The sequence below is a fragment of the Pseudomonas sp. S30_BP2TU TE3576 genome (assembly GCF_050436025.1).
In the GTDB taxonomy this organism is placed as follows: Bacteria; Pseudomonadota; Gammaproteobacteria; order Pseudomonadales; family Pseudomonadaceae; genus Aquipseudomonas.
The window spans coordinates 379,504-405,290 of the sequence record NZ_JBNDLK010000001.1 but is presented as its reverse complement, the minus strand read 5'-3'; the positions used below and the strand labels follow the sequence as shown (position 1 = coordinate 405,290).

The window sequence follows — 25,787 nt, the reverse complement described above, 5'->3', positions numbered from 1 at the left end:
AAACGCCCGGGCGAGATTCGCTCGGGCGTTTTTTTATGCCTGCTTTATATGAAACAGCAAAAAGGAAATCGCCCGTATGTTGGACACCAATCTTAAAGCCCAGTTGAAATCGTACCTGGAACGGGTCACTCAGCCGATCGAGATCGTTGCTTCCCTCGACGACGGTGCGAAATCCCAGGAAATGCTCGAACTCTTGAAAGACGTTGCCGGTCTTTCCACCCAGATTACTTTGCTCGACAACGGCGATGATGTACGCAAGCCGTCGTTCTCGATCAATCGCCCAGGAGCCGATATCAGCCTGCGATTCGCCGGCATCCCGATGGGCCATGAATTCACTTCGCTGGTGCTGGCCTTGTTGCAAGTCGGCGGTCATCCGTCCAAAGCCAGTGTCGAAGTGATCGAACAGATTCGCTCGCTCAAAGGCGAGTTCAACTTCGAGACCTATTTCTCGCTGTCCTGCCAGAACTGCCCGGACGTGGTCCAGGCACTGAACCTGATGGCGGTACTGAACCCGAACATTCGCCACGTCGCCATCGACGGCGCGCTGTTCCAGGCCGAAGTCGATGATCGCCAGATCATGGCCGTGCCAAGCATTTATCTGAACGGCGTGAATTTCGGCCAGGGCCGCATGGGCCTGGAAGAAATCCTCGCCAAAATCGACACCAGTGGCATCGAACGCCAGGCCGAGAAAATCAGCGCCAAGGAAGCCTTTGATGTGCTGGTGGTCGGCGGTGGCCCGGCCGGTGCTTCGGCGGCAATTTATGCGGCCCGTAAAGGCATTCGCACCGGTGTCGCGGCCGAGCGTTTTGGTGGTCAGGTGCTGGACACCATGGCCATCGAAAACTTCATCTCGGTGCAGGAAACCGAAGGGCCGAAACTGGCCGTGGCCCTGGAAGAGCACGTCAAGCAATACGACGTGGACATCATGAACCTGCAACGTGCCGACAAACTGGTGCCCGGCAAAAATGGCGAGCTGCACCAGATTCACTTCGCCAGCGGTGCATCGTTGAAAGCCAAAACCGTAATTCTGGCGACCGGTGCACGGTGGCGTGAAATGAATGTCCCGGGCGAGCAGGAATACCGCAACAAAGGCGTGGCGTACTGCCCGCACTGCGACGGCCCACTGTTCAAGGGCAAGCGCGTGGCGGTGATTGGCGGCGGTAACTCCGGCGTCGAAGCGGCCATCGACCTGGCGGGTATCGTGTCGCATGTCACGCTGCTGGAGTTCGATGTGCAGTTGCGTGCCGATGCGGTATTGCAGCGCAAGTTGCACAGCCTGCCGAACGTCACTGTGATCACCAGTGCACAAACCACTGAAGTCACCGGCGACGGTCAGAAGGTCAACGGCCTGCGCTACAAGGATCGTCAGAGTGACGAATTGCGCAGCGTGGAGCTGGAAGGGATCTTTGTGCAGATCGGTCTGCTGCCGAACACCGATTGGCTCAAAGGCACGATCGAGCTGTCACCGCGTGGCGAGATTATCGTCGACGCTCGTGGTGAAACGTCGGTGCCGGGTGTGTTCGCCGCCGGCGACGTGACCACTGTGCCATACAAGCAGATCGTGATCGCGGTGGGCGAGGGCGCCAAAGCCTCTCTCAGTGCCTTCGATCACTTGATCCGGACTTCCGCCCCGGCATAAGTCCCGGCGCTGAAAACACAAAACCCCATGAGTGATCATGGGGTTTTTTGTGTCCTGCACATTACCAATGTGGGAGCGGGCTTGCTCGCGAAGGCGTAGTGTCAGTCACTTCAATGTCGAATGATACGACGCCTTCGCGAGCAAGCCCGCTCCCACAAGGGGATTTGCGGTGTGGCTTAGAGCGGAGCTGGCTGGATGATCTCGACCCAGTAGGCGTCCGGGTCCTTGATGAAGGCCAGGCTCTTCATGCGGCCGTCGCTCAAGCGCTTCTGGAAATCGCAGCCCAGTGCTTCAAAGCGCGCGCAGGCGGCGACGATATCCGGCACCGAGATGCAGATGTGGCCGAAACCGCGCGGGTCGGTGTTGCCATTGTGGTAGGCGAAATCCGCATCGTTCTCGGTGCCGTGGTTGTGGGTCAGTTCCAGAATGCCGGGGATCGATTTCATCCACTCGGTGCGCGCGGCAGCATCGGCCGGGATCTGGTTTTTGTCGACCAGCGCCAGGAAATACAGGCTGAACTCGGCTTCCGGGAAGTCGCGTTTTTCAACCAGCGTAAAGCCCAGAATGCGTGTGTAGAAATCCAGGGACTTGGTGATGTCCTTGACGCGCAGCATGGTGTGGTTGAAGACAAATTTCTGTGTAGCAGCGTCCGGTTGGGCGGTGACGCCGGGGAAGGTGTTCAATTCGTGCAGGCTCATGGGCCCTCCAGGAAATATGTGGGCTAACGAATGGTGACAATGATACGCAAGGGCTCGGACATCACCAAACCCAAACAGTCGGCTATTGCCTGACAGCCGGCCTGGGCCCAGACTTTACGGCTTAATCCGTGAGTGCCCATTGCAATGATTCAATTCTGTAAATTGCTGTTTATCCTGCTAAGCGTGCTTTCGGTGGTGGGTGTAGCTCATGCCGATGCGCCAGTGGTGAACTGGCCGGAAGGCTGGCAGATCGAAGCCGTGCCTGAATCGACGTCGGGGGTCAGTCGCCAGCGGGCGGTGAAAAATGATCAGAATGGTTCGCCAGTCATGGTGATGGAGCTGACCGTGAGTCAGGTGCAAAGTGATCATCAGGTAAATCTTGAAGGCGTATTGCTGGAGATGCGCAAGTCAGTACAAAAAGACTTCTTTCAGGGCGGCTATCAAAGTGTCTGCACGCGAATACATTCGACTACGTTGAGTCGATTGGCTGCGCTGGAAACAACCTGCACCATTACGCAAAACGGCAGGCATGTGATTTCTCAAACATTGGTGGCCGCGGTGGATGCAGATAAGGCCTATGTTCTTTCCTATGCGGGGCAGGCCGAGGCTTATAAGGCGAGCCAGGATGAAATAGACGCAGCCCGTAACAGCTTGAAGCTTTAGTAAGCGACAGTGCTTTTTTGATGCATGAAGAAATTTTTAGATACCTAAATGGATTAAGCAAAAAGTTGTTGGCAGTTAGGTAAATGTGGGGCGCCCGCCCTCCGGCATTTAGATAGCCCATGAAAAAGCCCTGCATAAGCAGGGCTTTTTTGTCGCAGCGAGAGTTAGCCGCGCAGCCAGGAATCAACGGTGGCTGCACCGTACTGTTCTTTCCAGGCTTTCAGGCCGCGGTGATTGCCGCCCTTGGTTTCAATCAGTTCGCCGGTGTGCGGGTTCTGATAAACCTTGACCACACGGGCGCGGCGGGTTTTTGGTGCGGTTGCCTGCTGCAGGCCGGATTTTGCCGGTTTCGGATCGAGAATGGCGATGATATCGCGCAGGCTCTTGTCATAGGTTTTCATCAAACCCTGGAGCTTCTCTTCGAATTCGATTTCTTTCTTGAGCCCGGCATCGTTCTTCAGGGATTCCAACTGCTTGAGCTGTTCTTGAAGGGCCTTTTCGGCTGCACGGAATTCAGCGAGTCTGGACAATATCTTTACTCCAATAGTGTATTTGGCTGATACCAACCGCAAACAAAGCTATAAGCCAAGAGCCTTGAAGCGACTCGGTGATAGTGGCTCACCTGCCAATTTAGCGCAGGCATGAAAAATTGTAGTAGTTAATTGGTCAAGAGTAAATCCTGTCTTTTTCTTCATGTAACTACAGTAGTGTTTTGATTCAAATTGGTGCGTGCAATCGTTATTTTTCCGGTTAAATCCGCTAGTTAATGGTTGCTTAATGCACTAATGAATTCCGCACCCGGCATGGGTTTGCCGAACAGATAACCTTGCAGGAAGTTGACCTGATGAGCGCTCAGGTAATCACTCTGCTCACGGGTTTCGACACCTTCGGCCACCAGGGCAAGGTCGAGCTTGACCGCCAGTTCGATAATGCTGTCCAGGATGTGGCTGGAGAGTGTGTCGATGCCGATCATGGCGACGAAGCTCTGGTCGATTTTCAGGAAGTCCACGTTGAACTGCCGCAGGTAGCCAAGGCTTGAGTGACCCGTGCCGAAGTCGTCGATGGCGATTTTCACGCCCAGTTCGCGAAGTTGCTCGAACAGTTGCAGGGTAATGGCCGTGGGCTCGATCAGTTCGCGCTCGGTCAGTTCCAGTACCAGATAGATCGAGCCCGGCTCGAACGCGTCGAGAAACTCGCGACAATCCTTGACCAGCTCCAGATCCTGGCAATGGCTGGCGGTGATGTTGATGCCAATGTGAAACGGTTTGTTGAATCTGGCGGATTGCGGTGCCAGCAGGGCGGCGGTTTGTTGCATCAGCGAGCGGGTCATCGGCACGATCAGTCCTGAGTGCTCGGCAAACGGGATGAACAGATCCGGACGCACCAGGCCTTCCTTCGGATGTTTCCAGCGCATCAGCACCTCAGTGCCGGACCAGCTTTTACTGGCGCCACGCACCACGGGCTGGAAATACGGAATGAACTCTGCAGCTTCCAGTGCCCGTTGCATTTCCTGGGTGGGTGCCGAGGAGCGCTGCTGCAGGAAATGACCAATTGACCCGGCAATCACACCGAAGAACAGCAACAAGCTGAACAACGGTGGATATTTGCTGCTCATGTATCGCCAGGTTTCGCCTTCGGGGAAGCCGGCTTGCACCGCAAAGGCATAGCGCCCGGAGGTCAAACGACTTTGCGCAACGGGCAACTCAGGCAGCGCGCCGGTGTGAACCTTGCCATCGACGGACATCCAGTCCGGGCCAACTTGCAGCAATAGCATGGTCTTGCCGCCTATCAGGCGCAGAATATTGCTCAAGTGATAACCATCGATGGTCGCCAGCGCACCTTTTTTGCCTTCGCTCAGCCGGTACACCAGCACGGCGGTGTCGGGCGTCACCGCATTGCCGTTCATGAGCCATAAGGCGCCCTGGGTGTAGTCTCCGGGCTTGACCTTTTCCTGATAGTCGCCGAACAACGAGCTGCAGTAGAGGTTGTTGTCCCACGCCAGATTGGTTGATCGCACGAATGGGCGACGAGTGACCTGCTCGCGCAGAGACAGGTTGACGTCGCTACAACGTTGACCGGCCAGCGGCAGCAGTTCGCGAGCGGCCTGGGCGGTGTTGTCGAGCATCAAGTCGAACTGGCGAATCGCGGCTTCGGCAGTTTGTTCGGTGTCTTGTTTAAGCGCACGCCCAGCTTGCATGTAAAGAATGGCGGCCCCCAGTAGTACGGGGAGCAATCCACTGATCAGGGTCACAGCAATTCTTGTGCTGCGACTGCGGGTTTTGGCTTTCAACGGCATTCGCGAATCCTGTCACGAAGTAGTAAGGCTCTCAAACGCTGGCAGGGCAATACGCCTTCCATGAAGAGTTCGGGTATGGGCCATGATAGTTGGCGCTTGGCAGTTATGCCGCTCAACGCAGGTCGAGCCTTTCGGCCAGCTTGATAAAGGCCAGCGTCGCGGGGGAGGCCTGGCGTCGATCGAGCACCGCCAGGCCGACCTGCCGCGACACTGCAGGCGACAGCGGTTTTTTCACGCAGCGGCTGTCAATTTGATGGGGTAATGAGCCCTCGGCAACCACCGTCACCCCGTCACCGCGAGCGACGACATCCAGGGTGCTCATCAGCTGCGAACAGCGATAGCGTATGTTGGGCGTCAGCCGGGTCGCGCTAAACAAGCGTGAAACCAGCTCCGATGAACCGGCCTCGGTCAGCACAAACGGGGCCTGGCACAGATCGTCCAGGCTCAGGCTGTCGTAAGTCGCCAGCGGATGGCTGGCGGGCAGCAACGCTACCATCTGGTCTTCGATCAGCGCGATCGTGTCGAAGCGCTCCTCGGGCAACACCACGAAACCGATGTCGATCCGTCGTTCTTCCAGCCACTGGAGTACCTGGCGGTCAGGACCCTCGTCGATATGCACCTCGATGCCGGGATGAGCGGCGCGGTACTGCTGCAGAATCAACGGCAGCAACTTGATCGATGACGTCGGGCCGAAGGAGCCGATGCGCAGTGTGCCGCGTTTCATGCCCCGCGCATCGGCCGCTTCCTGGCGCAGGGTGTTGGCCAGGCCCAGCATTGCGCGGGCGCGCAACAACAGTTGCTGGCCAATATCGCTCAATTCGACCCGGGATTGATGCCGGCGCAACAACTCGACACCCAATTCCTGCTCCAGGGACTTCAAGGCATGGGACACCGCCGATTGGGAAATTCCCAGGCGATTGGCCGCTGCCGTGAAGCCGTGGAGTTCGGCCACGAGGGAGAAAATCTCCAGTTGAGAGAGGGTCATGAGTGTTTGCTCATTTTACGATGACTGGGTATTAGTCGAATGATACGTCATCTCTCTGACATCCGGCCCTGGAATTGTATGACGATCTGCGAGCAAACCCTGTCAAAGCCCTCGGATTTGCCGGTGTATCTGAAACTGGCGGCGGTCACCATGGTGTGGGGCGGCACTTTCGTTGCCGGACGCTTTCTGGCCGACGGCCTTAGCCCGCTACTGGCCGCCAGCCTGCGGTTTTTACTGGCCAGTGTGGCGTTGCTACTGTTTGTACGCATGGCGCGGATACCGCTGGTCCGGCCCAGCGCCCGGCAATGGTTGCAATTACTGTTGCTTGGCTTTTTCGGGATCTTTTTTTACAACCTGTGCTTCTTTTATGGCTTGCATTACATCAACGCTTCACGGGCGTCCTTGATCGTGGCGCTGAATCCGGCTGTGATCGGCCTGGCTTCCTGGCTGCTGTTCAAGGAGCGATTGAACCGGGCGAAAGTCGCCGGCATTGCGATTTGCATGGCTGGCGCGAGCATGGTGATCGTCAGTCGCGACCCGCAATTATTGGCCGGCGGCGCCGATGCCTGGATCGGTGATCTGCTGATTTTCGGCTGCGTCCTCGGCTGGGGGATCTACTCGCTGTTCTCCAGAGAGCTGAACCAGACACTGGGGCCGCTGCAAACGGTGACCTATTCGATTCTGCTGGGCACTGTCATGCTCTGGATAGCCTGCATTGTCCGTGGCGAGGTGAGTGTCACCGCGATCGCCAACCTCGGGGCACCGCAATGGTTAAGTCTTTTGTACCTCGGCGTGTTGGGTTCGGCGCTGGCCTACATCGGCTACTACGACGGCATTCGCAAAATCGGCGCGACACGTTCCGGAGTGTTCATTGCCTTGAACCCGCTGACAGCGGTAATCCTTGGCGCGCTGCTGCTGGATGAGCCACTGACGCTGGCAATGTGCCTGGGCGGCGGGCTGATTCTGGCGGGGATTTTCCTCTGCAATAAACCTCTTGCGCGAGCAAGGAAAAAGGGGATTTGATACAGAAGGCGGACAAATCTATTTACGCTGTGTAGAATCCGGTTACGCATACAATAATAATCGTCTTCTGGCAGCAGAAGCCTCGCCCGCAAGAGCCTTGGGTCGAAAATGAAGATATTCGGGTTTCAACTGATCTACGGTGATTTTCTCGCCCGCAGTGTGCGGGGCATCTCCTGTGCGCCACCCACCGGTCTCAGCATTGCTTACAACTAACCTTAGTTAATTGATAAAAAATGATGAGGCGCCAACCATGGCAGATTTATACGAAAACCCAATGGGCCTGATGGGCTTTGAATTCATCGAGCTCGCATCGCCGACCCCGAACACCCTGGAGCCGATCTTCGAGATCATGGGTTTCACCAAGGTGGCGACCCACCGTTCCAAGGACGTGCACCTGTATCGCCAGGGCGCGATCAACCTGATCCTCAACAATGAACCTCACAGCGTGGCGTCGTACTTTGCGGCCGAGCATGGTCCGTCAGTGTGCGGCATGGCGTTCCGCGTCAAGGATTCACAAAAAGCCTACAAGCGTGCCCTGGAACTCGGCGCCCAGCCGATCCACATTGAAACCGGCCCGATGGAACTGAACCTGCCGGCGATCAAAGGCATCGGCGGCGCGCCGCTGTACCTGATCGACCGTTTCGGTGAAGGCAGCTCGATCTATGACATCGACTTCGTGTTCATCGAAGGCGTTGACCGCCACCCGGTCGGTGCCGGCCTGAAGATCATCGATCACCTGACCCACAACGTGTATCGCGGTCGCATGGCCTACTGGGCCAACTTCTACGAGAAGCTGTTCAACTTCCGCGAAATCCGCTACTTCGACATCAAGGGCGAGTACACCGGCCTGACCTCCAAGGCCATGACCGCACCGGATGGCATGATCCGCATCCCGCTGAACGAAGAATCGTCCAAGGGCGCCGGGCAGATCGAAGAATTCCTGATGCAGTTCAACGGCGAGGGCATCCAGCACGTTGCCTTCCTGTCCGATGACCTGCTCAAGACCTGGGATCACCTGAAAAGCATCGGCATGCGCTTCATGACCGCGCCGCCAGACACCTACTACGAAATGCTCGAAGGCCGCTTGCCGAACCATGGCGAGCCGGTGGGTGAACTGCAGGCGCGGGGCATTTTGCTGGACGGTTCGTCCGAGTCGGGAGACAAGCGTCTGCTGTTGCAGATCTTCTCGGAAACCCTGATGGGGCCGGTGTTCTTCGAGTTCATCCAGCGCAAGGGCGACGACGGTTTCGGCGAAGGCAACTTCAAGGCGCTGTTCGAATCCATCGAGCGTGACCAGGTTCGTCGTGGTGTTCTCTCCACTGACTAAACCGTTACACCGATAAAACTGTGGGAGCGGGCTTGCTCGCGAAAGCGGTGTGTCAGTCGCCAACTAAGCTGGCTGGCACACCGCATTCGCGAGCAAGCCCGCTCCCACATTGTTTTGTGTGTGCCTTAAGGTCTGTGTTGTCGCACCAGGTGCTTGAACCCTTCGAACACCAGCACCAGCACGGCCATCCAGATCGGGATGTACGTCAGCCATTCGCCGGCCTTGATGCTCTCTCCCAGCAGCAACGCCACGCCCAGCAGCAGCACCGGTTCGACGTAGCTCAACAAGCCGAACAGGCTGAACGGCAGCAGGCGGCTGGCAACGATGTAGACCACCAGTGCCGACGCGCTGATCACGCCGAGTATCGGAATCAACAGGGACAACCATGGATGCTGGTCAAACACACCGAAACCTTGTGCGCCATTCTGAACGAACCAGAAGGCCACCGGCAGCGTCAATGCCATGTCCAGCCACAAGCCGCCGAGATTGTCCGCCGCCAGCCGTTTGCGCAGGACGAAGTAGGTCGGATAGCCAATGCAGACCAGCAAGGTCGCCCAGGAAAAACCACCGACCTGATACACCTCGTTGATTACGCCCAGGCAGGCGAACACCACGGCGATTTTTTGCAGATAAGACAGGCGATCGCCATAGACGAGGCGGCCGGTCAGGACCATGGTCAGCGGCAACAGAAAGTAGCCGAGTGATACGTCGAGGCTGTAGCCGTTGAGCGGCGCCCACATGAACAGCCACAGTTGCACGCCGAGCAGGGCAGAGGAGGCGATCAGCGCGCCAATCAATTTCGGGTTGGCAATGGCGCGCCGCACAATCTCGAGCACGCGTTTCCACTCACCGGACCACACCATGAACACGGTCATGCAGGGCACGGTCAGCAGCATCCGCCAACCGAATATTTCCACGCCGCTCAACGGGGTGAGCAGCGACGTGTAGTAATACATGACGGCAAACAGCACCGAAGCTGAAACCGATAGAGCGATACCTTTAGACAAACTGTCCTCGCGATGTTGAAGGTGAAACGGGGGGCGGAGGATACGTGTTTTTCGGGCCGAATATTGACCAATCAATCAACACGGTCCAATTGTGGGAGCGGGCTTGCTCGCGAAGACTGCTTAACATTCAACGTTGATGTTGGCTGGAAAACCGCTTTCGCGAGCAAGCCCGCTCCCACATGTTGTCTTGTGTTGTGTCAGCTAATGAGCGGTGTACGCCCCGACACAAAATGGCTCACATCATTGAACCCCGGTGTCGACGCATGCCCCGGCGTCACCAGTGAATCGATGAACGCTTCGTCCTGTGCCGTGATTTTCACCGCCTGCGCCTTAGTGTAGGCGTCCCACTGCGCTTCGGTGCGCGGCCCGACAATGGCTGAGGTGACTGCGTTGTTGTTCAGCACCCAGGCAATCGCGAACTCGACGATGCCGACTCCGCGCTGCTGGGTGTATTGCTGGATTTGCTGGGCGATACGCAGGGATTCGACGCGCCATTCGGTTTCCAGGATGCGCTTGTCCTGACGCCCGGCACGGCTGTTGGCGTCCGGTGTCACGTCCGGCGCGTATTTGCCGCTGAGTACCCCGCGCGCCAGCGGGCTGTAGGGCACCACGCCAAGACCATAGTTTTGTGCAGCAGTGATCTGCTCGGTTTCAGCCTGGCGGTTGACGATGTTGTACAGCGGCTGGCTGATTACCGGCCGGTCGACCCCCAGCCTGTCGGCCACGCGAATCACTTCGGCGATACGCCAGCCACGGTAGTTCGACAGGCCCCAATAGCGGATTTTGCCTTGGCGAATCAGATCGCCTATGGCCGATACCGTGACTTCCAGCGGCGTATTGTGGTCTTCGCGGTGCAGGTAGTAGATATCGAGGTAGTCGGTGCCCAAGCGCGTCAGGCTGGCATCGATGCCGTTGAACAGGTGCTTGCGGCTCAGGCCGCTGCGGTTGGGAACGCCGTCCACGGGACCGAAACCGACCTTGGTCGCCAGCACCCATTCATGGCGGCGGCTGGCGATGGCCTCGCCGACGATTTCCTCGGAACGGCCATTGGTGTAGACGTCGGCGGTGTCGATGAAATTGATGCCCTGGTCCCAGGCCTTGTCGATGATTCGCAGGGAATCTTCGGTGCTGGTCTGTTCGCCGAACATCATGGTGCCCAGGGTCAGGGGGGACACCTGCAGACCCGAATGACCCAGTGTGCGATAGCTCATGAGCAAATCCTTTTACCAGTGGGAAAGGCTCAATCAGATACCAGAACAACCGCAGGGATCAAACTGAAATATCGAACACACCAGATCAAATGTGGGAGCGGGCTTGCTCGCGAAGGCGGTGTATCAGACGACATTGATGTTGCCTGACACTCCCTCTTCGCGAGCAAGCCCGCTCCCACAGGGGGGAGGTGGTGTTTAGGCACGCAGGGTACGGGTCATGCGCAACGCCAGCAGACTGCCGCAGACAATCACGCCCGCCAGCAGGTACAGCGCCGCATCGGTCGAGCCGGTGCTGTCCTTGACCCAGCCCACCAGGTACGGGCTGAGGAAACCGGCCATCTGCCCCATGGAGTTGATCAACGCCAGGCCACCCGCAGCGGCGCCCGCACTGAGCAGGGCGGTCGGCACCGGCCAGAACATCGGCAGGCCGGTGAGGGCGCCCATGGTGGCGATGCTCAGGCCGAGAATCGCGATGGCCGGGTTGGCGGCGAAGTTCACCGCGATCAGCAGCCCCAGCGCGCCCATCAGCATCGGCACCACCAGATGCCAGCGACGTTCTTTGCGCAGGTCCGCCGAGCGGCCAACGATCAGCATGAACACTGCCGCCAGCAGGTAGGGAATCGCGCTGAGCCAGCCGATCACCAGGTTATCGCTGAAGCCCAGGTTCTTGATGATCGATGGCAGCCAGAAGTTGATCGCGTATACACCGCTCTGGATGCAGAAATAGATCAGGCCGAAGGCCCAGATCGCCGGGTTCTTGAATACCGCCAGTAGCGAATCAGTCGTGGTTTTCGGTTTGTTGGCCAGGTCCTCGGCGTGGTCGGCTTCCAGCACCGAACGCTCGAACGGGGTCAGCCATTTCGCATTGGCGTAACTGTCGCTGAGCAGGAAATAAGCCAGCGCACCGAGGATCACGGTCGGAATGCCTTGCAGCAGGAACATCCACTGCCAACCGGCCAAGCCGCCCTGGCCTGCGCCGAAGTGGTTGAGAATCCAGCCGGAGAATGGACTGCCGAGCAGGCCGGATACCGGGATCGCCGACATGAACAAGGCCATGATGCGGCCCCGGCGGAAGGTCGGGAACCATTGCGAGAGATACAACACCACGCCCGGGAAGAACCCGGCTTCGGCTGCGCCGGTGAACAGGCGCAGGGTATAGAACTCGGTCGGGGTGGTGACGAACAGCAGGCAGGTCGACAGCATGCCCCAGGCGATCATCATCAGCGCGATCCAGCGCCGCGGGCCGAATTTGGTCAGGGCCAGGTTGCTTGGCACGCCGCACAGCACGTAACCGATAAAGAAGATGCCGGCGCCGAGGCCGTACACGGTCTCGCTGAACTTCAGCGCGTCGAGCATCTGCAGCTTGGCGAATCCAACGTTTACCCGGTCGAGGTAGTTGAACAGGTAGCAGATGAAAATGAAGGGGATCAAACGCAGGGTAATGCGCTTATAGACAGCGTTTTTGTCGTCAGCGATGGCGTCGGACGCTACGGCGCTCTGTGTCATGGCGGCTCTCTCATTATTATGATTTTTTGCGATGCAAAGGGTAACGTTGATCGCCCTGAGAGTCTCGACCACCCTTATGGTGGCTGTCTTTGTGCCTGAGCACAGGGTTTGCAACCAAGGCCTGTGCGGGTGAACAACCCGTTCCATCACCGTCTTCAAGGATCACTTGCATGTTCGAACTCGATCACGACCTGGCCCAGGACATCGTCGACCGGGCGATGGCTATCCTGCCGTACAACGTCAACGTCATGGACAGCCAGGGCTTGATCCTCGGCAGTGGCGAACCAGAGCGGGTCAACACCCGACATGAGGGGGCGCAATTGGTATTGGCCAACGGCCGCGTGGTGGAGATCGATGCGCAGACGGCGATTCATCTCAAGGGCGTGCAGCCGGGCATCAACCTGCCGTTGTGGCTTGATCAGCGCCTGATCGGCGTACTGGGTATCACCGGCGAACCCGAGCAACTGCGCACCTACGCCGAGTTGGTGCGCATGACCGCCGAAATGCTGGTGGGCCAGCGCAACCAGCAGGCCGAACAGCAATGGCGGCGCCAGCGCTGCGATGATTTGCTGGCGCTGCTGCTCAGCGAAGCCGGGGATTCTCCGCGACTGGTCGATGAAGCGCAGCAGTTGGGCCTCAAGCCACGGATGACCCGAGTGCCATACCTGTTCGAACTGGGCCTGGAGCACGCTCCGGGGCAAACCGTCGAGGCACTCAGTGCCTGGTTGACGAGCCGTTACCCCGACAGTTGGTGCGTGAGTTCGGCCAAAACCTCGTTGCTCTGGTGCCGGCCAGCCAGCCAGACGATCGAGAACGAGCGCTTGCTGGACAAACTCGACGGCCTGGGCTGGAACATCCTGCGCATAGCCGTGGGTGGTCAGGCCGATGGACTGGCGGGTTTGCGCCGCTGCTATCGCCGGGTCGGTGACTTGCTGGCCTACGGTCGCGATGTGTTGCCGCGCTCCAGACTGCTGACGCTGACCCGCTATCGGCTACCGGTGATGCTCTGGCGCCACCGCAACGACGACGCCCTCGATGAATTGCTCAACCCGCTGCGCAAGGTCATTGCCAAGGACAGCAATGGTCAGTTGCTGGCGACCCTGCGCAGTTGGTGCGAACACGACGGCCAGAGCCAGGCCTGCGCCGATGCGCTGGGAATTCATCGCAACAGCCTGCGTTATCGCATGGAACGCATCGCCGAACTGAGCGGGGTTGATCCTCTACGCCTGGACGGCATGCTCGCACTGTACCTCGGCGTGCAACTGCTTCCCCAGACAGACGCGAACAGCTGAACCACACACATTTCCTGTGGGAGCGGGCTTGCTCGCGAAAGCGCTGTGTCAGTCCACATTGATGCTGCTGACACGCTGCCTTCGCGAGCAAGCCCGCTCCCACAAAAAGCAGGTACTTTGTGGAAATGAACAAGAAACGTCAGCGCCGCTTGTGCAGCGGACCGGCGTTATTGTTCATGACGGCTGGCAGCATGTGGACATTGGAACTGGAGAATTCCCATGAAAATCGTGATCGCCCCCGATTCGTTCAAGGACAGCCTCAGCGCTCAAGGCGTGGCCGATGCCATCGCGTTGGGGCTGGCGCAGGTGTGGCCGGATGCTCAATTGATCAAATGCCCGATGGCCGACGGCGGGGAAGGGACTGTCGAGTCGATTCTTGCCGCCTGCGAAGGCGAACTGCGTCGCACCACGGTTCGCGGGCCGCTGGGAACAACGGTGGATGCCGCCTGGGGCTGGTTGCCGCAGAGCCACACCGCGATCATCGAAATGGCCGAGGCCAGCGGTTTGCAGTTGGTCCCGGTGGCGCAACGGGATGCGTGCATCAGCAGCACTTTCGGTACCGGGCAATTGATCCGCGCCGCGCTGGATGCCGGTGCACAACGGGTGATCCTGGCGATTGGCGGCAGTGCGACCAATGACGGCGGTGCCGGAGCCATGCAGGCCCTGGGCGTGAAACTGCTGGACGCCCGGGGGCAGACGCTGTCACCGGGCGGCCTCGCCCTTGCGCAATTGGCGCACATTGACCTGAGCGACATCGATCCGCGACTGGCGCAGGTACGCTTCGACATCGCCGCCGACGTCAACAACCCGCTGTGCGGTCCCCACGGCGCCTCGGCGATTTTTGGCCCGCAAAAAGGCGCCTCGCCCGCACAGGTCGAGCAACTGGACCGCGCTCTCGGGCACTTTGCCGGGCATTGCGCGACAGCCTTGAACAACGATGTCCGGGATGAGCCGGGCAGTGGCGCGGCAGGTGGCTTGGGGTTTGCCGCCAAAGCGTTCCTGGGCGCGCAATTCAAGGCCGGGGTCGAGGTGGTTGCCGAGTTGGTGGGCCTGGCCGAGGCGGTTGCAGGCGCCGATCTGGTGATCACCGGGGAAGGGCGTTTCGATGCGCAAACCCTGCGCGGCAAGACGCCGTTTGGTGTGGCGCGTGTCGCCAGGCAACACGGCGTGCCGGTCATCGTCATTGCCGGCACGCTGGGCGACGGTTATCAGGCGCTCTATGAGCATGGCATCGACGCGGCGTTTGCCCTGGCGAGCGGGCCGATGACCCTCGAGCAGGCTTGTGCCGAAGCACCGCGTTTGCTGCGTGAGCGGGCGAGCGATGTGGCTCGGGTGTGGCGGGTGGCCAGAGCCCGGGTGCGGATCGGGCCCGAAGAATAAAGGGTATCCCTGCAATAGTGGCGCATTTCCTGAATTGAGATAGGGTTGAGGCTGGAGCACCCGCGCGACAGGAGAACGACATGCGCTATTCAGCCTTGACTCAACGAATCGCCGGAGACGGAGCGGCGGCCTGGCAGATTCACGATCGAGCGCTGGCGTTGCGCGAGCAGGGCGTCGATGTCTTGCTGCTGTCGATCGGTGACCCGGATTTCGACACCCCGCAGCCTATCGTCCGCGCTGCCATCGACAGCTTGCTGGCCGGTGACACCCACTATCCGGCGGTGCGCGGCAGTCAAGGGCTGCGCGACAGCGTCGCGCGACGTCATCGCCAGCGCAGTGGTCAAGCGGTGGGTGGCGACAATGTCATCGTGTTTCCGGGGGCGCAGTGCGCGGTGTATTCGGTTGCGCAATGCCTGCTCGATCCGGGTGACGAAGTGATTGTCGCCGAACCGATGTACGTGACCTACGAAGGCGTGTTCGGCGCCTGCGGGGCCAAAGTGGTGCCGGTGGCGGTGCGCTCGCAAAACGGCTTTCGGGTCGATCCGGCTGACGTGGCGGCAGCCATCACGCCCAAGACCCGCGCGATTCTACTCAATAGTCCGAACAATCCTTCCGGTGCCAGCCTGCCGCTGGCGACCTGGAAAGCGTTGGTATCGCTGTGCGTTCGCCATGACCTGTGGCTGATTAGTGACGAGGTCTACAGCGATTTGCTCTACGAAGGCGAACACATCAGCCCGGCGAGCCTGCCAGGCATGGCCGAACGCACGGCGACGATCAACAGCCTGTCCAAGTCCCACGCCATGAGCGGCTGGCGGGTGGGCTGGGTGATCGGGCCTGAATCCTTGTGCGAACACTTGGTGAATCTGTCGCTGTGCATGCTGTTCGGCATTCCGGATTTCGTTCAGAACGCCGCGCAACTGGCCCTTGAACAAGACCTGCCGGAAGTGGCGCTGATGCGCGAGGAGTATCGCCAGCGTCGCGACCTGGTGTGCGCCAGCCTGGAGCAATGCCCCGGTATCCATGCGGTTCGGCCCGATGGCGGCATGTTCGTGATGGCCGATGTACGCCAGACTGGTTTGTCGGCCCAGCACTTCGCCGAGCGACTGCTGGAGGACTATGGCGTGTCGGTGCTGGCGGGGGAAGCATTTGGGCCCAGTGTGGCGGGACACATCCGCATTGGTCTGGTGGTAGACCAGCAGAAACTGGCGGATGCCTGCCGACGCATCGCGCTGTGTGCCACGGACGCGCTCGAAGCACGCCGCGCCTGATGCCACCACTCGCCCTGTAGCAGCTGGCGCAGCCTGCGCCAGCTGCTACAGGGGAGGCTGCCTCAGCCTCGCCACGCCGCTCCATTCACCAGATTCACCGGCCGTTCACCCGCCAGTGCTGCCAATAGATTGTCCACCGCACACTTGGCCATGGCCTCCCGGGTTTCATGGGTCGCCGAGCCTATGTGCGGTGTCGCTACCACGTTGTCCAGATGTAAGAGTGGCGAGTCGGGATTCAACGGCTCGCGCTCGAACACATCCAGTCCCGCCGCGCGAATCTGTCCCGCACGCAAGGCTTCAATCAGCGCCGCTTCGTCCACTACCTTGCCCCGGGAGATGTTGATGAAGATGCTCTGCGGGCGCATCAGGGCGAACTGTTCGGCGCCGATCAGGCCTTCGGTATCCGCGGTCAGTGGCAGCGTCAGGCAGATGAAGTCCGCTTGTTGCAGCAGTTCGGGCAGGGTCCGGTATTGCGCATTGAAACGCTGCTCCACAGCCGGTTTTGGCGAATGGCTGTGATAAATCACCGGCATGCCGAAACCGAAGTGCCCGCGCTGGGCCAGCGCCTCGCCAATGCGACCCATGCCAATGATGCCCAGGGTTTTACCGTGCACGTCACTGCCGAAATGCGTGGGGCCGATGTTGTGGGTCCAATTGCCTTCGCGAATCATATTTGCCAATTCCACTACGCGCCGGGCCGTTGCCAGGATCAGGGCGAAACCGGTGTCGGCGGTGGTTTCGGTGAGCACGTCCGGCGTGTTGCTGAGCAGGATGCGCCGCTTGGTCAGGTAGTCGATGTCGTAGTTATCGACACCCACCGAGACGCTGGCAATGGCTTGAAGGTCAGGTGCCAGATCGAGCAGCTCGGCGTCCAGTTTCAGGCTGGCACCCAGCAAGCCGTGGGCGCGGGGCAGGGCATCGCGCAGTTTGCCCAGGCCCTCGGCATCAAGGCTTTCGATCAGCGTCACGTCGGCCAGCTCGTGCAGGCGAGCCATCAGCAGCGGCGAGAGTTTCTTGTACAGGACGACCTGCTTTTTCATCTTCGAGATCTCAACTTCAATTCAGGAATGTGCCGTGGCGGTGCGCGTTACCGTGGCTGCGGGCCGCTCCCGATCGCTGGCGCCGGGCTTGAGGAAAATGGTCAGCAGCACCGAGAACATCAGCGCGCCGCTCATCAACAGGTACGAGGCGCCAGGCGAGCCGGTGGAGCTGTTCAGGTAACCGACCAGCCAGGAGCCGCCAAAGGAACCGAGGGCGCCCATGCTGTTGATCAGCGCCATGGCACCGCCCGCGACGTTGGCCGGGAGGATCTCCGGAATGATTGCGAAGAAAGGTCCGTAAGGCGCGTACATGCAGGCGCCGGCAATCACCAGCAGGGTGTAGGACCACCAGAAGTGTTCAGCACCCAAGGCGTAGGAACCATAGAAGGCAATCGAAGCAATCAGCAGTGGTGGCCAGACGAAACGTTTACGTTTTTGCAGTTTGTCCGAACCCCAGGACACCAGCAGCATGCCGATCACCGCCGCCAGGTACGGCAGCGCCGACAGCCAGCCGGCCTGAATCATGTCCATCTGCGCGCCAGCCTTGAGGATAGACGGCAGCCACAACACGAAGCCGTAGACGCCAATGCTCCAGCAGAAAAACTGCAGGGCCAGGATGATCACTTTGGGTGAGCGGAACGCTTCGGCGTAGTTTTTCACGGCCTTGATGCCGACCTGTTCGGCGGCCAGTGCGCTTTCCAGGTCCTGTTTTTCCTGGTCGTTGAGCCACTTGGCTTGTGACGGGCGATCATCGGCCAGGCGCCACCAGATGAATGCCCACAACACCGCTGGCAAACCTTCGACGATGAACATCCAGCGCCAGCTGTAGTGCTGCACCAGATAGCCCGAGACCACCGACATCCAGAGCATGGTCACCGGGTTGCCGAGAATCAGGAAGGTGTTGGCCCGCGAGCGTTCGGCACGGGTGAACCAGTGGCACAGATAGATCAGCATCGCTGGCATCACCGCGGCCTCAACCACGCCAAGCATGAAGCGAATGACGATCAGCCAATAGGCGTTGGAGACGATACCGGTCAAAGTCGCGAGGCTGCCCCAGAGGATCAGACTGACGAAAATCAGCTTCTTCACACTGTGTTTCTGCGCGTAGATCGCGCCAGGCACCTGGAAGAAAAAGTAGCCGAGGAAGAACAGCGCGCCGAGCATCGACGACAGGCCCGGCGTGATCATCAGGTCGGCGGCCATGCCGGAGGCGGCGGCAAAGCCGTAGTTGGCGCGATCCAGATACGCCAGGCTATAGGTGATGAACACGATGGGCATGATGTACCACCAGCGGCGGGTGGCGAGCGTTGCGGTTTTCATGAGTGGTGCTCCTGAGCTTGTTGTTTTTGTCGCAGCAGGTAACGGTTGGATCTTCAGTGCCTGTACTGGCCTCATCGCGAGCAAGCTCGCTCCCACATTGGATCTACGTTCGACATAAATCCCCTGTGGGAGCGAGCTTGCTCGCGAAGGCGGCCTCAAATTCGACATCCATCTCGGCTCGAGTCGGCAACCCCTCCATATCCCCCCGACTCTGCACCGCCCGGCTGCCAATCCAGTTGGCGCGCTTCACGGCATCGGCAAAGCTATGGTTTTCCAGAAGTGAGCTGATCATGCCCACGGCAAAACCATCGCCGGCACCCACCGTATCGACCACCGTTTCCACCGGCACCCCGGCGACGAAACCGGCATCCAGGCGCGTGCGGTAGTAAGCGCCGTGCGGCCCCAGCTTGATCGCCACGGCTTCAGCGCCCTGGTCGAGGTAGAACGCGGCGATGTCGGCCGGGTCTTCAAAGCCGGTCAGCAAGCGCCCTTCGCTCAACCCGGGTAGCACCCAATGGGCGAGGGCGGCGAGGCGGTTGATCTCGGTGATCATTTGTTGCTTGCTGGCCCACAGGCTGGGACGCAGGTTCGGGTCGAAGGACACGCTGCGCCCGGCATCGCGCATGCAGGTCATCAATTCAAACGACATCTGCCGGGCCGTTTCCGACAGCGCCGGGGGAATGCCGGTGGCGTGCAGGTGCCGGGCCTTGAGCAATTGGGGCACGATCGAGTGCGGTGACAGGTGACTGGCCGCCGAACCACGGCGGAAGTACTCGACCACCGGATCGCTGCCATCGTCGGTGCGGGACTTGAGTTGAAAACCGGTCGGGTGGGTGGTGTCGATGTCGACGTGACGGCAATCCAGGCCTTCTTTTTCCAGAGTATCGACCACGAACCGACCCAACGAATCGGCCCCGACCCGGCTCAACCACGCCACTTTGAAACCCAGCCGCGACAAACCGATCGCAACATTGCTGTCAGCCCCGGCGATGCGTTTGTGGAAAGCGCTGACCTCGGCCAGATCACCCGCCTGCTCGGCGACGAACATCGCCATGGTCTCGCCGAACGAGAGGATATCGATCTCAGACATGAGCGCTCTCCAACTGCGATTGGCCGAGGTGGGCGAGGGCGGCCACATGTTCGCGGGTCAGTTGCACCAGGTCATCGCCTTGTAGCGGATATTCCGCGGCACGCATAACGCCTTGGGCCATGTGTCGCAGCAGCTGCTCCCACTGTTGCAAGTCGCTGGCGGTCGGCGGGATGGCGACCAGCTTGCCGTCGGCGCGACGCGTAACCGCTTTGCAGTGCACATAGCCGACATGGCGTCCGAGAAGGCGCGCAGCGCTGGCGGCGGACTGGTCCTGCCAGCGCCAGTTGCCGATATCGAAGGTCATTTTGATCGGCAGCTTGTGCTGTTCGACGTCCGCGAAAAAACGCTGGAACGGCTCGATGCGACCGCCGTGCAAGGTCTGGTCGTTTTCCACCAGTAACTGCACGGGGCTGGCGTCCAGCACTCGGGCGAGGGTTTGCAGGTCGCAGTTGTCAGTGAAATAACCCAGCGACACTTTCAACCATTTGGCGCCGAACGCCTCGGCGCGTGGCAGGGCGCGGATCAGTTCAGGGTTGGGCTTCGGTTGACCAGCCAGCCACAGTTCCATCGGCGAGGAATACACACTCTCCAGGCCCTCGGCCCGGGTCACCTCCGCCAGTTGCGCGGGCACTTCGCCGGTCAGCAATTCTTCGCGCCATTCGATGCGCGTGGCGCCGGCGGCGGCCAGTATTTTGATGAAACTGCCTTGGCCGCGTTGGCGCACAAGGTCGGCGCCGTAGCTCGACAGGCTGATGGAAACAGCTGGTTTGTTCATTGTTGTTTTACCTCTGAAACCGGTTTCATTTTTGTTCAAAAAAATAGTGGGTGATCTTGATGGCCCCTTCGCGAGCAAGCCCGCTCCCACAGAGGAGTGCATTCCCCCTGTGGGAGCGGGCTTGCTCGCGAAGAGGCCATAACATTCACCGAGAGTTCCCCAAGGTCGACCCTCTAACAATCAACCGCGCCGAAAAATCCAAAGTCCTCACCGCCCCGTCATCCCCGCGCAACCGCTTGAGCAAACACTCAAACGCACTGGCGCCAATCTCGGTGGTCGGCTGGGCCAGTGCGGTTATCCCGCTACCCACCAACGGATACCAATCCAGATCATCCAGAGCAATCAGACCCACATCCTCGAACAGCTTGCACTTGAGCTCACGCAACGCATGGGTGCAGGCCAGCGCCGCAATCCCGTTCGCGCAAAACAGCGCTTTCGGGCCAGGGCCGGGCGTGTCGAGAAAGGTTTTAAGTTGTGCGGTCAGTTCGCTGCCGGTTTCGATGATGCTGCCATGGAGGGCCGGGCGCAGGGCAATTTGCGCCTTGAAACTGCCAACCCGTTCGATCCGCGAACTGGTGCCATCGAACGGTTCGGTGACCAGCAACACATCGCGATAACCGCGCTCTTCAAGATGGGCGAGGGCCATTTCAACGGCTGCCGGATTGTCCAGCCCGACCATGTCGCTCTCAAGGTGTTCGACCTTGCGGTCCACCAGCACCAGGGGCATTTCCCGGTGCAGTTCGTGCAACTCGTCACGGTGATGGCCGAGGGTGTTCACGATCAGGCCTTCGATGTTGTAGGAGCGCAGCAGGGCCAGGTGCTGACGCTCCTGCTCGTCATCGCGGTCGGTGTTGCACACCACCAGGCTATAGCCGTGCTGACGGCAGGCGGTTTCCACCCCGTGCATCACGGCAATTGAATAAGGGTTGCGGATATCGGCCACCAGCATGCCGATCAGACGGGTGCGCCCGCGTTTGAGGCCGCGGGCCATCTGGTTCGGGCGATAGCCCAATTCAGCAATCGCCTGCTCGATGCGTTGGGCAATGGCATCGGAGAGCAGGGCGCGGTCTTCACCGATGAACCGCGAAACGCTGGCCTTGGAAACCTTGGCGTGTTCGGCCACGTCGAGCATGGTCACGCGGCTGCGCTGGGCGGCGGAGAAATCGTTCACGGTTTGAAACCTTCTTATTGGATTTATAAGGCCAAGCGCTTCGTGAGATAGCGCTGAAACCGGTTTCAGAAGACACCAAAACCCAATGCCTCGTCAAGCCCCCGAGTCGATTTATACCGACGGGCGGATTCAGGACGATGACTAGAACGTTTGTGCAGCTGTCAGTTGAACAGCCCGGCGGCAATGTTGATCGAGAATCCAAGGATCGCCGTGTTGAACAGAAAACCGATCAACGATTGCGCCAGTACAATCTTGCGCAACTCCCGGGTCGCCACGCCGACATCCGAGGTCTGCACCGCTACGCCGACGGTGAAGGAGAAATACAGGAAGTCCCAGTAATTGGGGGTCGTCAGGCCTTCGGCAAAGCGCAATGCCGGCTCCTTGCCGCTCCAGGTGTAGAACAGTCGCGCGTAATGAACGCTGAAAATCACCCCGATCAGCAGCCACGAGCCGATCACCGTCAGGGCGGTGAAGCCGTAGTGCAACAGCTTGCGCGTGGTTTCCAGGTCTTTGCTGCCAGCCAGTTCGAAGGTGATGGTCGCCAGGCTGGCCAATGCCGCGATGCACACGAGTGCCAGTACCAGCCCGGCGTTTTCGTCCTCGATTTCGGCGATGCGTTTTACGTCAGTCGCTTTCGAACGCACGGTAAGCCAGAACATCAACAGCAGGTAGATCCAGACGCCGGCATTCCAACCGAAGAGGATCTTGCTGATCAGCGAATCGGCCGGAGCCAGAATGCCCACCGCGATGCCGAGCAGGATGGCGGCGGACAGGCGAGGGTGGGTGCGGGTGAGGAAGGACATGGAGGCTCGATGGGGTTGGGGCTATGCCAACACCTTAGCCCAGGTGGGCACAATCTTGAAATCACGGAGATCCCTTGTGGGAGCGGGCTTGCTCGCGAAGGCGGACTGTCAATCAACACGGATGTCGAATGTGACGGCCTCTTCGCGAGCAAGCCCGCTCCCACATTGGGACAGTGGTGTTGATCAGATGTTTTTATGGCGCCTGCGCACCAGTTTCATCACCACCACAAAAAACACCGGCACGAATACCACGGCCAGAGTCGCCGTGATCATCCCGCCGATCACCCCGGTGCCGATGGCCTGCTGGCTCGCCGAACTGGCGCCGGTCGCGATCGCCAACGGCACCACGCCAAGGATGAACGCCAGCGAGGTCATGACAATCGGCCGCAACCGCAGGCGTGCCGCTTGCAGGGTCGCGTCGATCAGGTCGTGGCCTTCGTCGTACAGGCTCTTGGCGAACTCGATGATCAGGATCGCATTCTTCGCCGACAGGCCGATGATGGTGATCAGCCCGACCTTGAAGAACACGTCGTTGGGCATCCCGCGCAAGGTCACGGCCAGCACCGCTCCGAGCACACCGAGCGGCACCACCAGCAGTACCGAGGTCGGGATCGACCAGCTCTCGTACAACGCCGCCAGGCACAGGAACACGATCAACAGCGACAGCCCCAGCAGGATCGGCGCCTGACTGCCGGACAAACGTTCCTGCAATGACAAACCGGTCCATTCCTGGCCCAGGCCGGCCGGGCCTTGCGCCACCAGACGCTCGATCTCGGCCATGGCCTCACCGGTGCTGTGGCCCGGCGTCGGCTCACCGGAAATGCTGATCGCCGGGTAGCCGTTGTAGCGGGTCAGCTGCGCCGGGCCCTGAGTCCACGTGGCCTGCACGAAGGCTGACAACGGCACCATTTTTTCATGGGTGTTGCGCACGTGGATCTTCAGCAGGTCAGCCACCTGGCTGCGCTGGTCGCCCTCGGCCTGCACCACGACGCGCTGCATCCGCCCCTGATTGGGAAAGTCGTTGATGTAGGCCGAGCCTACGGCCGTGGACAGCACGTTGCCGACGTCGGCAAAAGACACACCCAGCGCGTTGGCCTGTTTGCGGTCGACGATCAGTTGCACCTGCGGTGCCTCGGCCAGGGCGCTTTCGCGCACGTTCATCAGGATCGGGCTTTTTTCGGCCGCCGCGAGTAACGCGGTACGGGCCTCCATCAACTTCGCATGACCGAGACCGCCGCGATCCTGCAGGCGGAATTCGAAACCGCTGGAGGTGCCGAGGCCATCGACAGGCGGCGGCAGTACGGCAAACGTCACCGCGTCCTTGATCTGGCTGAGGGCGACGTTGGCCCGGTCGGCAATCGAGCCGGCCGAATCGTCACTGCCCCGCTCGGACCAGTCTTTCAGCGTGCTGAACGCCAGCGCCGCATTCTGCCCGCTGCCGGAGAAGCTGAAACCGAGAATCACCACGCTGTCCCGAATGCCCGGTTCCCCGGCGTTGTGCGCTTCAACCTGCTCGGCCACCTGCACCGTACGGTTCTTGCTCGCCCCCGGTGGTAGCTGAATGTCGGTGATGGTGTAACCCTGGTCTTCCACCGGCAGGAACGAAGAGGGCAGGCGACTGAAGTACACGCCAAGACCCACCAGCAGTACGCCGTAGATCAGCAGAAAGCGCCCGCTGCGTTTCAGCGCATAGGCGACCCAGCCTTGATAGCGCCCGGTCAGTTGCTCGAAACGACGGTTGAACCAGCCAAAGAAACCGGTTTTTTCATGGTGCTCGCCTTTGGCAATCGGCTTGAGCAACGTCGCGCACAAGGCCGGGGTCAAGGTCAGGGCGAGGAATGCCGAGAACAGGATCGAGGTGGCCATCGACAGCGAGAACTGCTGGTAAATCACCCCGACCGAACCCTGCATGAAGGCCATCGGAATGAACACCGCGACCAGCACCAGGGTGATGCCGATGATTGCCCCGGTGATCTGCTTCATGGCCTTGCGCGTGGCGTCCTTGGGCGCCAAGCCCTCGGTGGCCATGATCCGCTCGACGTTCTCCACCACCACGATGGCGTCGTCCACCAGAATGCCGATGGCCAGCACCATACCGAACATGGTCAGCACGTTGATCGAAAACCCGAGCGCCAGCATCGTCGCAAAAGTGCCCATCAACGCCACCGGCACCACCAGTGTCGGAATCAGCGTGTAGCGGATGTTTTGCAGGAACAGGAACATCACCGCGAACACCAGCAGCATGGCCTCGCCGAGGGTGTAGACGACCTTGGTGATCGACACTTTGACAAAGGGCGAGGTGTCGTACGGGATCTTGTATTCGACGTTCGCCGGGAAGTAGCGCGACAGCTCATCCATTTTCGCCCGCACCAGGGTCGCGGTGTTCAGCGCGTTGGCGCCGGGCGACAACTGCACGGCGACGGCGGTGGACGGCTTGCCGTTCAGGCGCGTGGAAAACTGGTATTCCTGGCTACCGATCTCGACCCGTGCCACATCGCCGATGCGTACGGTAGAACCATCCGGGTTGGCCTTGAGGACGATGTCGGCAAACTCTTCGGGGGTCGACAACTGCCCCTTGACCAGAATGGTCGCGGTGATTTCCTGGGTGGTTCGGGTTGGCAGATCGCCGATGCTGCCTGCCGACACTTGGGCGTTCTGCGCCACGATGGCGGCGTTGATGTCCGCCGGCGTCAGGTTGAAGGCGATCAGTTTCTGCGGGTCGATCCAGATCCGCATCGCCCGCTCGGCACCGTACAACTGTGCCTTGCCGACGCCGTCCAGACGCTTGATCTCGTTCATCACGTTGCGCGCCAGGTAATCGCTGAGCGCTACGTCGTCGAGTTTGCCGTCGCTGGACGTCAGGGTGATCAACAGCAGGAAACCGGAGGAGACTTTCTCTACCTGCAAACCTTGCTGGGTCACCGCTTGCGGCAAGCGTGACTCCACGGCTTTCAGGCGGTTTTGCACATCGACCTGTGCCAGTTCCGGGTTGGTGCCGGGCTGAAAGGTCGCCTTGATGGTGGCGCTGCCCAGGCTGCTCTGGGACTCGAAATACAACAGGTGATCGGCGCCGTTGAGTTCTTCTTCAATCAGGCTGACCACGCTCTCGTCCACGGTTTGCGCCGAAGCGCCCGGATACACGGCGTAGATTTCGATTTGTGGCGGCGCGACATCGGGGTATTGCGCCACCGGCAGTTGCGGAATGGCCAGCGCACCGGCCAGCAGGATGAACAGGGCAACCACCCAGGCGAATACCGGGCGGTCGATAAAGAACTGCGGCATAAAAAAGCATC

Annotated in this window: 21 protein-coding genes; 7 read left to right on the top strand and 14 right to left on the bottom strand. The window is 60.0% G+C overall.

What is annotated here, in order from left to right; all coding sequences use genetic code 11:
* Positions 1 to 76: 76 nt before the first annotated feature.
* Positions 77 to 1,639, top strand: coding sequence for an alkyl hydroperoxide reductase subunit F (ahpF, locus tag ABIA48_RS01685; RefSeq protein WP_429486777.1), 1,563 nt, complete (start codon positions 77 to 79; stop codon positions 1,637 to 1,639).
* A 176-nt stretch (positions 1,640 to 1,815) separates the two neighbouring features.
* On the opposite strand, the gene gloA is transcribed toward ahpF, so the two are convergent.
* Positions 1,816 to 2,337, bottom strand: coding sequence for a lactoylglutathione lyase (gloA, locus tag ABIA48_RS01680; protein WP_007985492.1), 522 nt, complete (start codon positions 2,335 to 2,337; stop codon positions 1,816 to 1,818).
* Between the two features lie 144 nt (positions 2,338 to 2,481).
* Between gloA and ABIA48_RS01675 the strand changes: the two genes are divergently transcribed.
* Positions 2,482 to 3,000 carry a DUF4946 domain-containing protein gene (locus ABIA48_RS01675; protein ID WP_429486775.1) on the top strand — a complete coding sequence of 173 codons (519 nt, stop codon included), beginning with the start codon at positions 2,482 to 2,484 and terminating at the stop codon, positions 2,998 to 3,000.
* A 164-nt stretch (positions 3,001 to 3,164) separates the two neighbouring features.
* On the opposite strand, the gene ABIA48_RS01670 is transcribed toward ABIA48_RS01675, so the two are convergent.
* From ABIA48_RS01670 to ABIA48_RS01660, 3 genes are all read right to left on the bottom strand, one after another.
* A complete protein-coding gene (locus tag ABIA48_RS01670; protein ID WP_429486773.1) occupies positions 3,165 to 3,530 on the bottom strand; it encodes a histone-like nucleoid-structuring protein, MvaT/MvaU family in 366 nt (121 codons plus the stop codon).
* A gap of 233 nt (positions 3,531 to 3,763) precedes the next feature.
* Entirely contained in the window at positions 3,764 to 5,296 is a 1,533-nt protein-coding gene (locus ABIA48_RS01665) for an EAL domain-containing protein (RefSeq protein WP_429486771.1), read from the bottom strand.
* A 112-nt stretch (positions 5,297 to 5,408) separates the two neighbouring features.
* Positions 5,409 to 6,281 (bottom strand): LysR family transcriptional regulator, encoded by an 873-nt coding sequence (locus ABIA48_RS01660; RefSeq protein WP_429486769.1) that lies wholly within the window; start codon positions 6,279 to 6,281, stop codon positions 5,409 to 5,411.
* A 78-nt stretch (positions 6,282 to 6,359) separates the two neighbouring features.
* Here ABIA48_RS01660 and ABIA48_RS01655 point away from each other — a divergent pair, with 78 nt between their 5' ends.
* Positions 6,360 to 7,304: a DMT family transporter gene (locus ABIA48_RS01655; protein ID WP_429486767.1), complete on the top strand. Its 945-nt coding sequence runs from the start codon at positions 6,360 to 6,362 to the stop codon at positions 7,302 to 7,304.
* Between the two features lie 250 nt (positions 7,305 to 7,554).
* Complete coding sequence (gene hppD / locus ABIA48_RS01650; protein WP_007979060.1) at positions 7,555 to 8,631, top strand: 4-hydroxyphenylpyruvate dioxygenase; 1,077 nt, start codon at positions 7,555 to 7,557, stop codon at positions 8,629 to 8,631.
* Between the two features lie 125 nt (positions 8,632 to 8,756).
* Here hppD and rarD read toward each other — a convergent pair whose 3' ends face one another.
* From rarD to ABIA48_RS01635, 3 genes are all read right to left on the bottom strand, one after another.
* A complete protein-coding gene (gene rarD, locus ABIA48_RS01645; RefSeq protein ID WP_429486765.1) occupies positions 8,757 to 9,638 on the bottom strand; it encodes an EamA family transporter RarD in 882 nt (293 codons plus the stop codon).
* A 197-nt stretch (positions 9,639 to 9,835) separates the two neighbouring features.
* Entirely contained in the window at positions 9,836 to 10,849 is a 1,014-nt protein-coding gene (locus tag ABIA48_RS01640) for an aldo/keto reductase (protein ID WP_429486763.1), read from the bottom strand.
* A 195-nt stretch (positions 10,850 to 11,044) separates the two neighbouring features.
* A complete protein-coding gene (locus ABIA48_RS01635; protein ID WP_429486761.1) occupies positions 11,045 to 12,355 on the bottom strand; it encodes an MFS transporter in 1,311 nt (436 codons plus the stop codon).
* A 170-nt stretch (positions 12,356 to 12,525) separates the two neighbouring features.
* On the opposite strand from ABIA48_RS01635, the gene ABIA48_RS01630 reads away from it, so the two are divergent.
* From ABIA48_RS01630 to ABIA48_RS01620, 3 genes are all read left to right on the top strand, one after another.
* Positions 12,526 to 13,647, top strand: a complete 1,122-nt coding sequence (locus ABIA48_RS01630) for a sugar diacid recognition domain-containing protein (protein WP_429486759.1) — start codon at positions 12,526 to 12,528, stop codon at positions 13,645 to 13,647.
* 219 nt (positions 13,648 to 13,866) lie between these two features.
* Positions 13,867 to 15,027, top strand: coding sequence for a glycerate kinase (locus tag ABIA48_RS01625; protein ID WP_429486757.1), 1,161 nt, complete (start codon positions 13,867 to 13,869; stop codon positions 15,025 to 15,027).
* 80 nt (positions 15,028 to 15,107) lie between these two features.
* Positions 15,108 to 16,295 carry a pyridoxal phosphate-dependent aminotransferase gene (locus tag ABIA48_RS01620; protein ID WP_429486755.1) on the top strand — a complete coding sequence of 396 codons (1,188 nt, stop codon included), beginning with the start codon at positions 15,108 to 15,110 and terminating at the stop codon, positions 16,293 to 16,295.
* 62 nt (positions 16,296 to 16,357) lie between these two features.
* Here ABIA48_RS01620 and ABIA48_RS01615 read toward each other — a convergent pair whose 3' ends face one another.
* The 7 genes from ABIA48_RS01615 to ABIA48_RS01585 all read right to left on the bottom strand — a co-directional run bounded on the left by ABIA48_RS01615 (position 16,358) and on the right by ABIA48_RS01585 (position 25,776).
* Positions 16,358 to 17,335: a 2-hydroxyacid dehydrogenase gene (locus ABIA48_RS01615; protein WP_429486753.1), complete on the bottom strand. Its 978-nt coding sequence runs from the start codon at positions 17,333 to 17,335 to the stop codon at positions 16,358 to 16,360.
* A 21-nt stretch (positions 17,336 to 17,356) separates the two neighbouring features.
* Positions 17,357 to 18,655 carry an MFS transporter gene (locus tag ABIA48_RS01610; RefSeq protein ID WP_429486752.1) on the bottom strand — a complete coding sequence of 433 codons (1,299 nt, stop codon included), beginning with the start codon at positions 18,653 to 18,655 and terminating at the stop codon, positions 17,357 to 17,359.
* A gap of 103 nt (positions 18,656 to 18,758) precedes the next feature.
* The gene (locus ABIA48_RS01605) at positions 18,759 to 19,745 is read right to left on the bottom strand and encodes a sugar kinase (RefSeq protein ID WP_429486751.1); all 987 of its coding nucleotides are present in this window, start codon (positions 19,743 to 19,745) and stop codon (positions 18,759 to 18,761) included.
* On the bottom strand, positions 19,738 to 20,520 hold the full coding sequence (locus tag ABIA48_RS01600) for a sugar phosphate isomerase/epimerase family protein (RefSeq protein WP_429486750.1): 783 nt from the start codon (positions 20,518 to 20,520) through the stop codon (positions 19,738 to 19,740). Before ABIA48_RS01600 ends, ABIA48_RS01605 begins: the two co-directional genes overlap by 8 nt.
* A 145-nt stretch (positions 20,521 to 20,665) precedes the next feature.
* A complete protein-coding gene (locus ABIA48_RS01595) occupies positions 20,666 to 21,691 on the bottom strand; it encodes a LacI family DNA-binding transcriptional regulator (protein WP_429486748.1) in 1,026 nt (341 codons plus the stop codon).
* 161 nt (positions 21,692 to 21,852) lie between these two features.
* Complete coding sequence (locus ABIA48_RS01590; protein WP_429486746.1) at positions 21,853 to 22,494, bottom strand: DUF1345 domain-containing protein; 642 nt, start codon at positions 22,492 to 22,494, stop codon at positions 21,853 to 21,855.
* A gap of 183 nt (positions 22,495 to 22,677) precedes the next feature.
* Entirely contained in the window at positions 22,678 to 25,776 is a 3,099-nt protein-coding gene (locus tag ABIA48_RS01585) for a multidrug efflux RND transporter permease subunit (protein WP_429486745.1), read from the bottom strand.
* Positions 25,777 to 25,787: the final 11 nt, after the last annotated feature.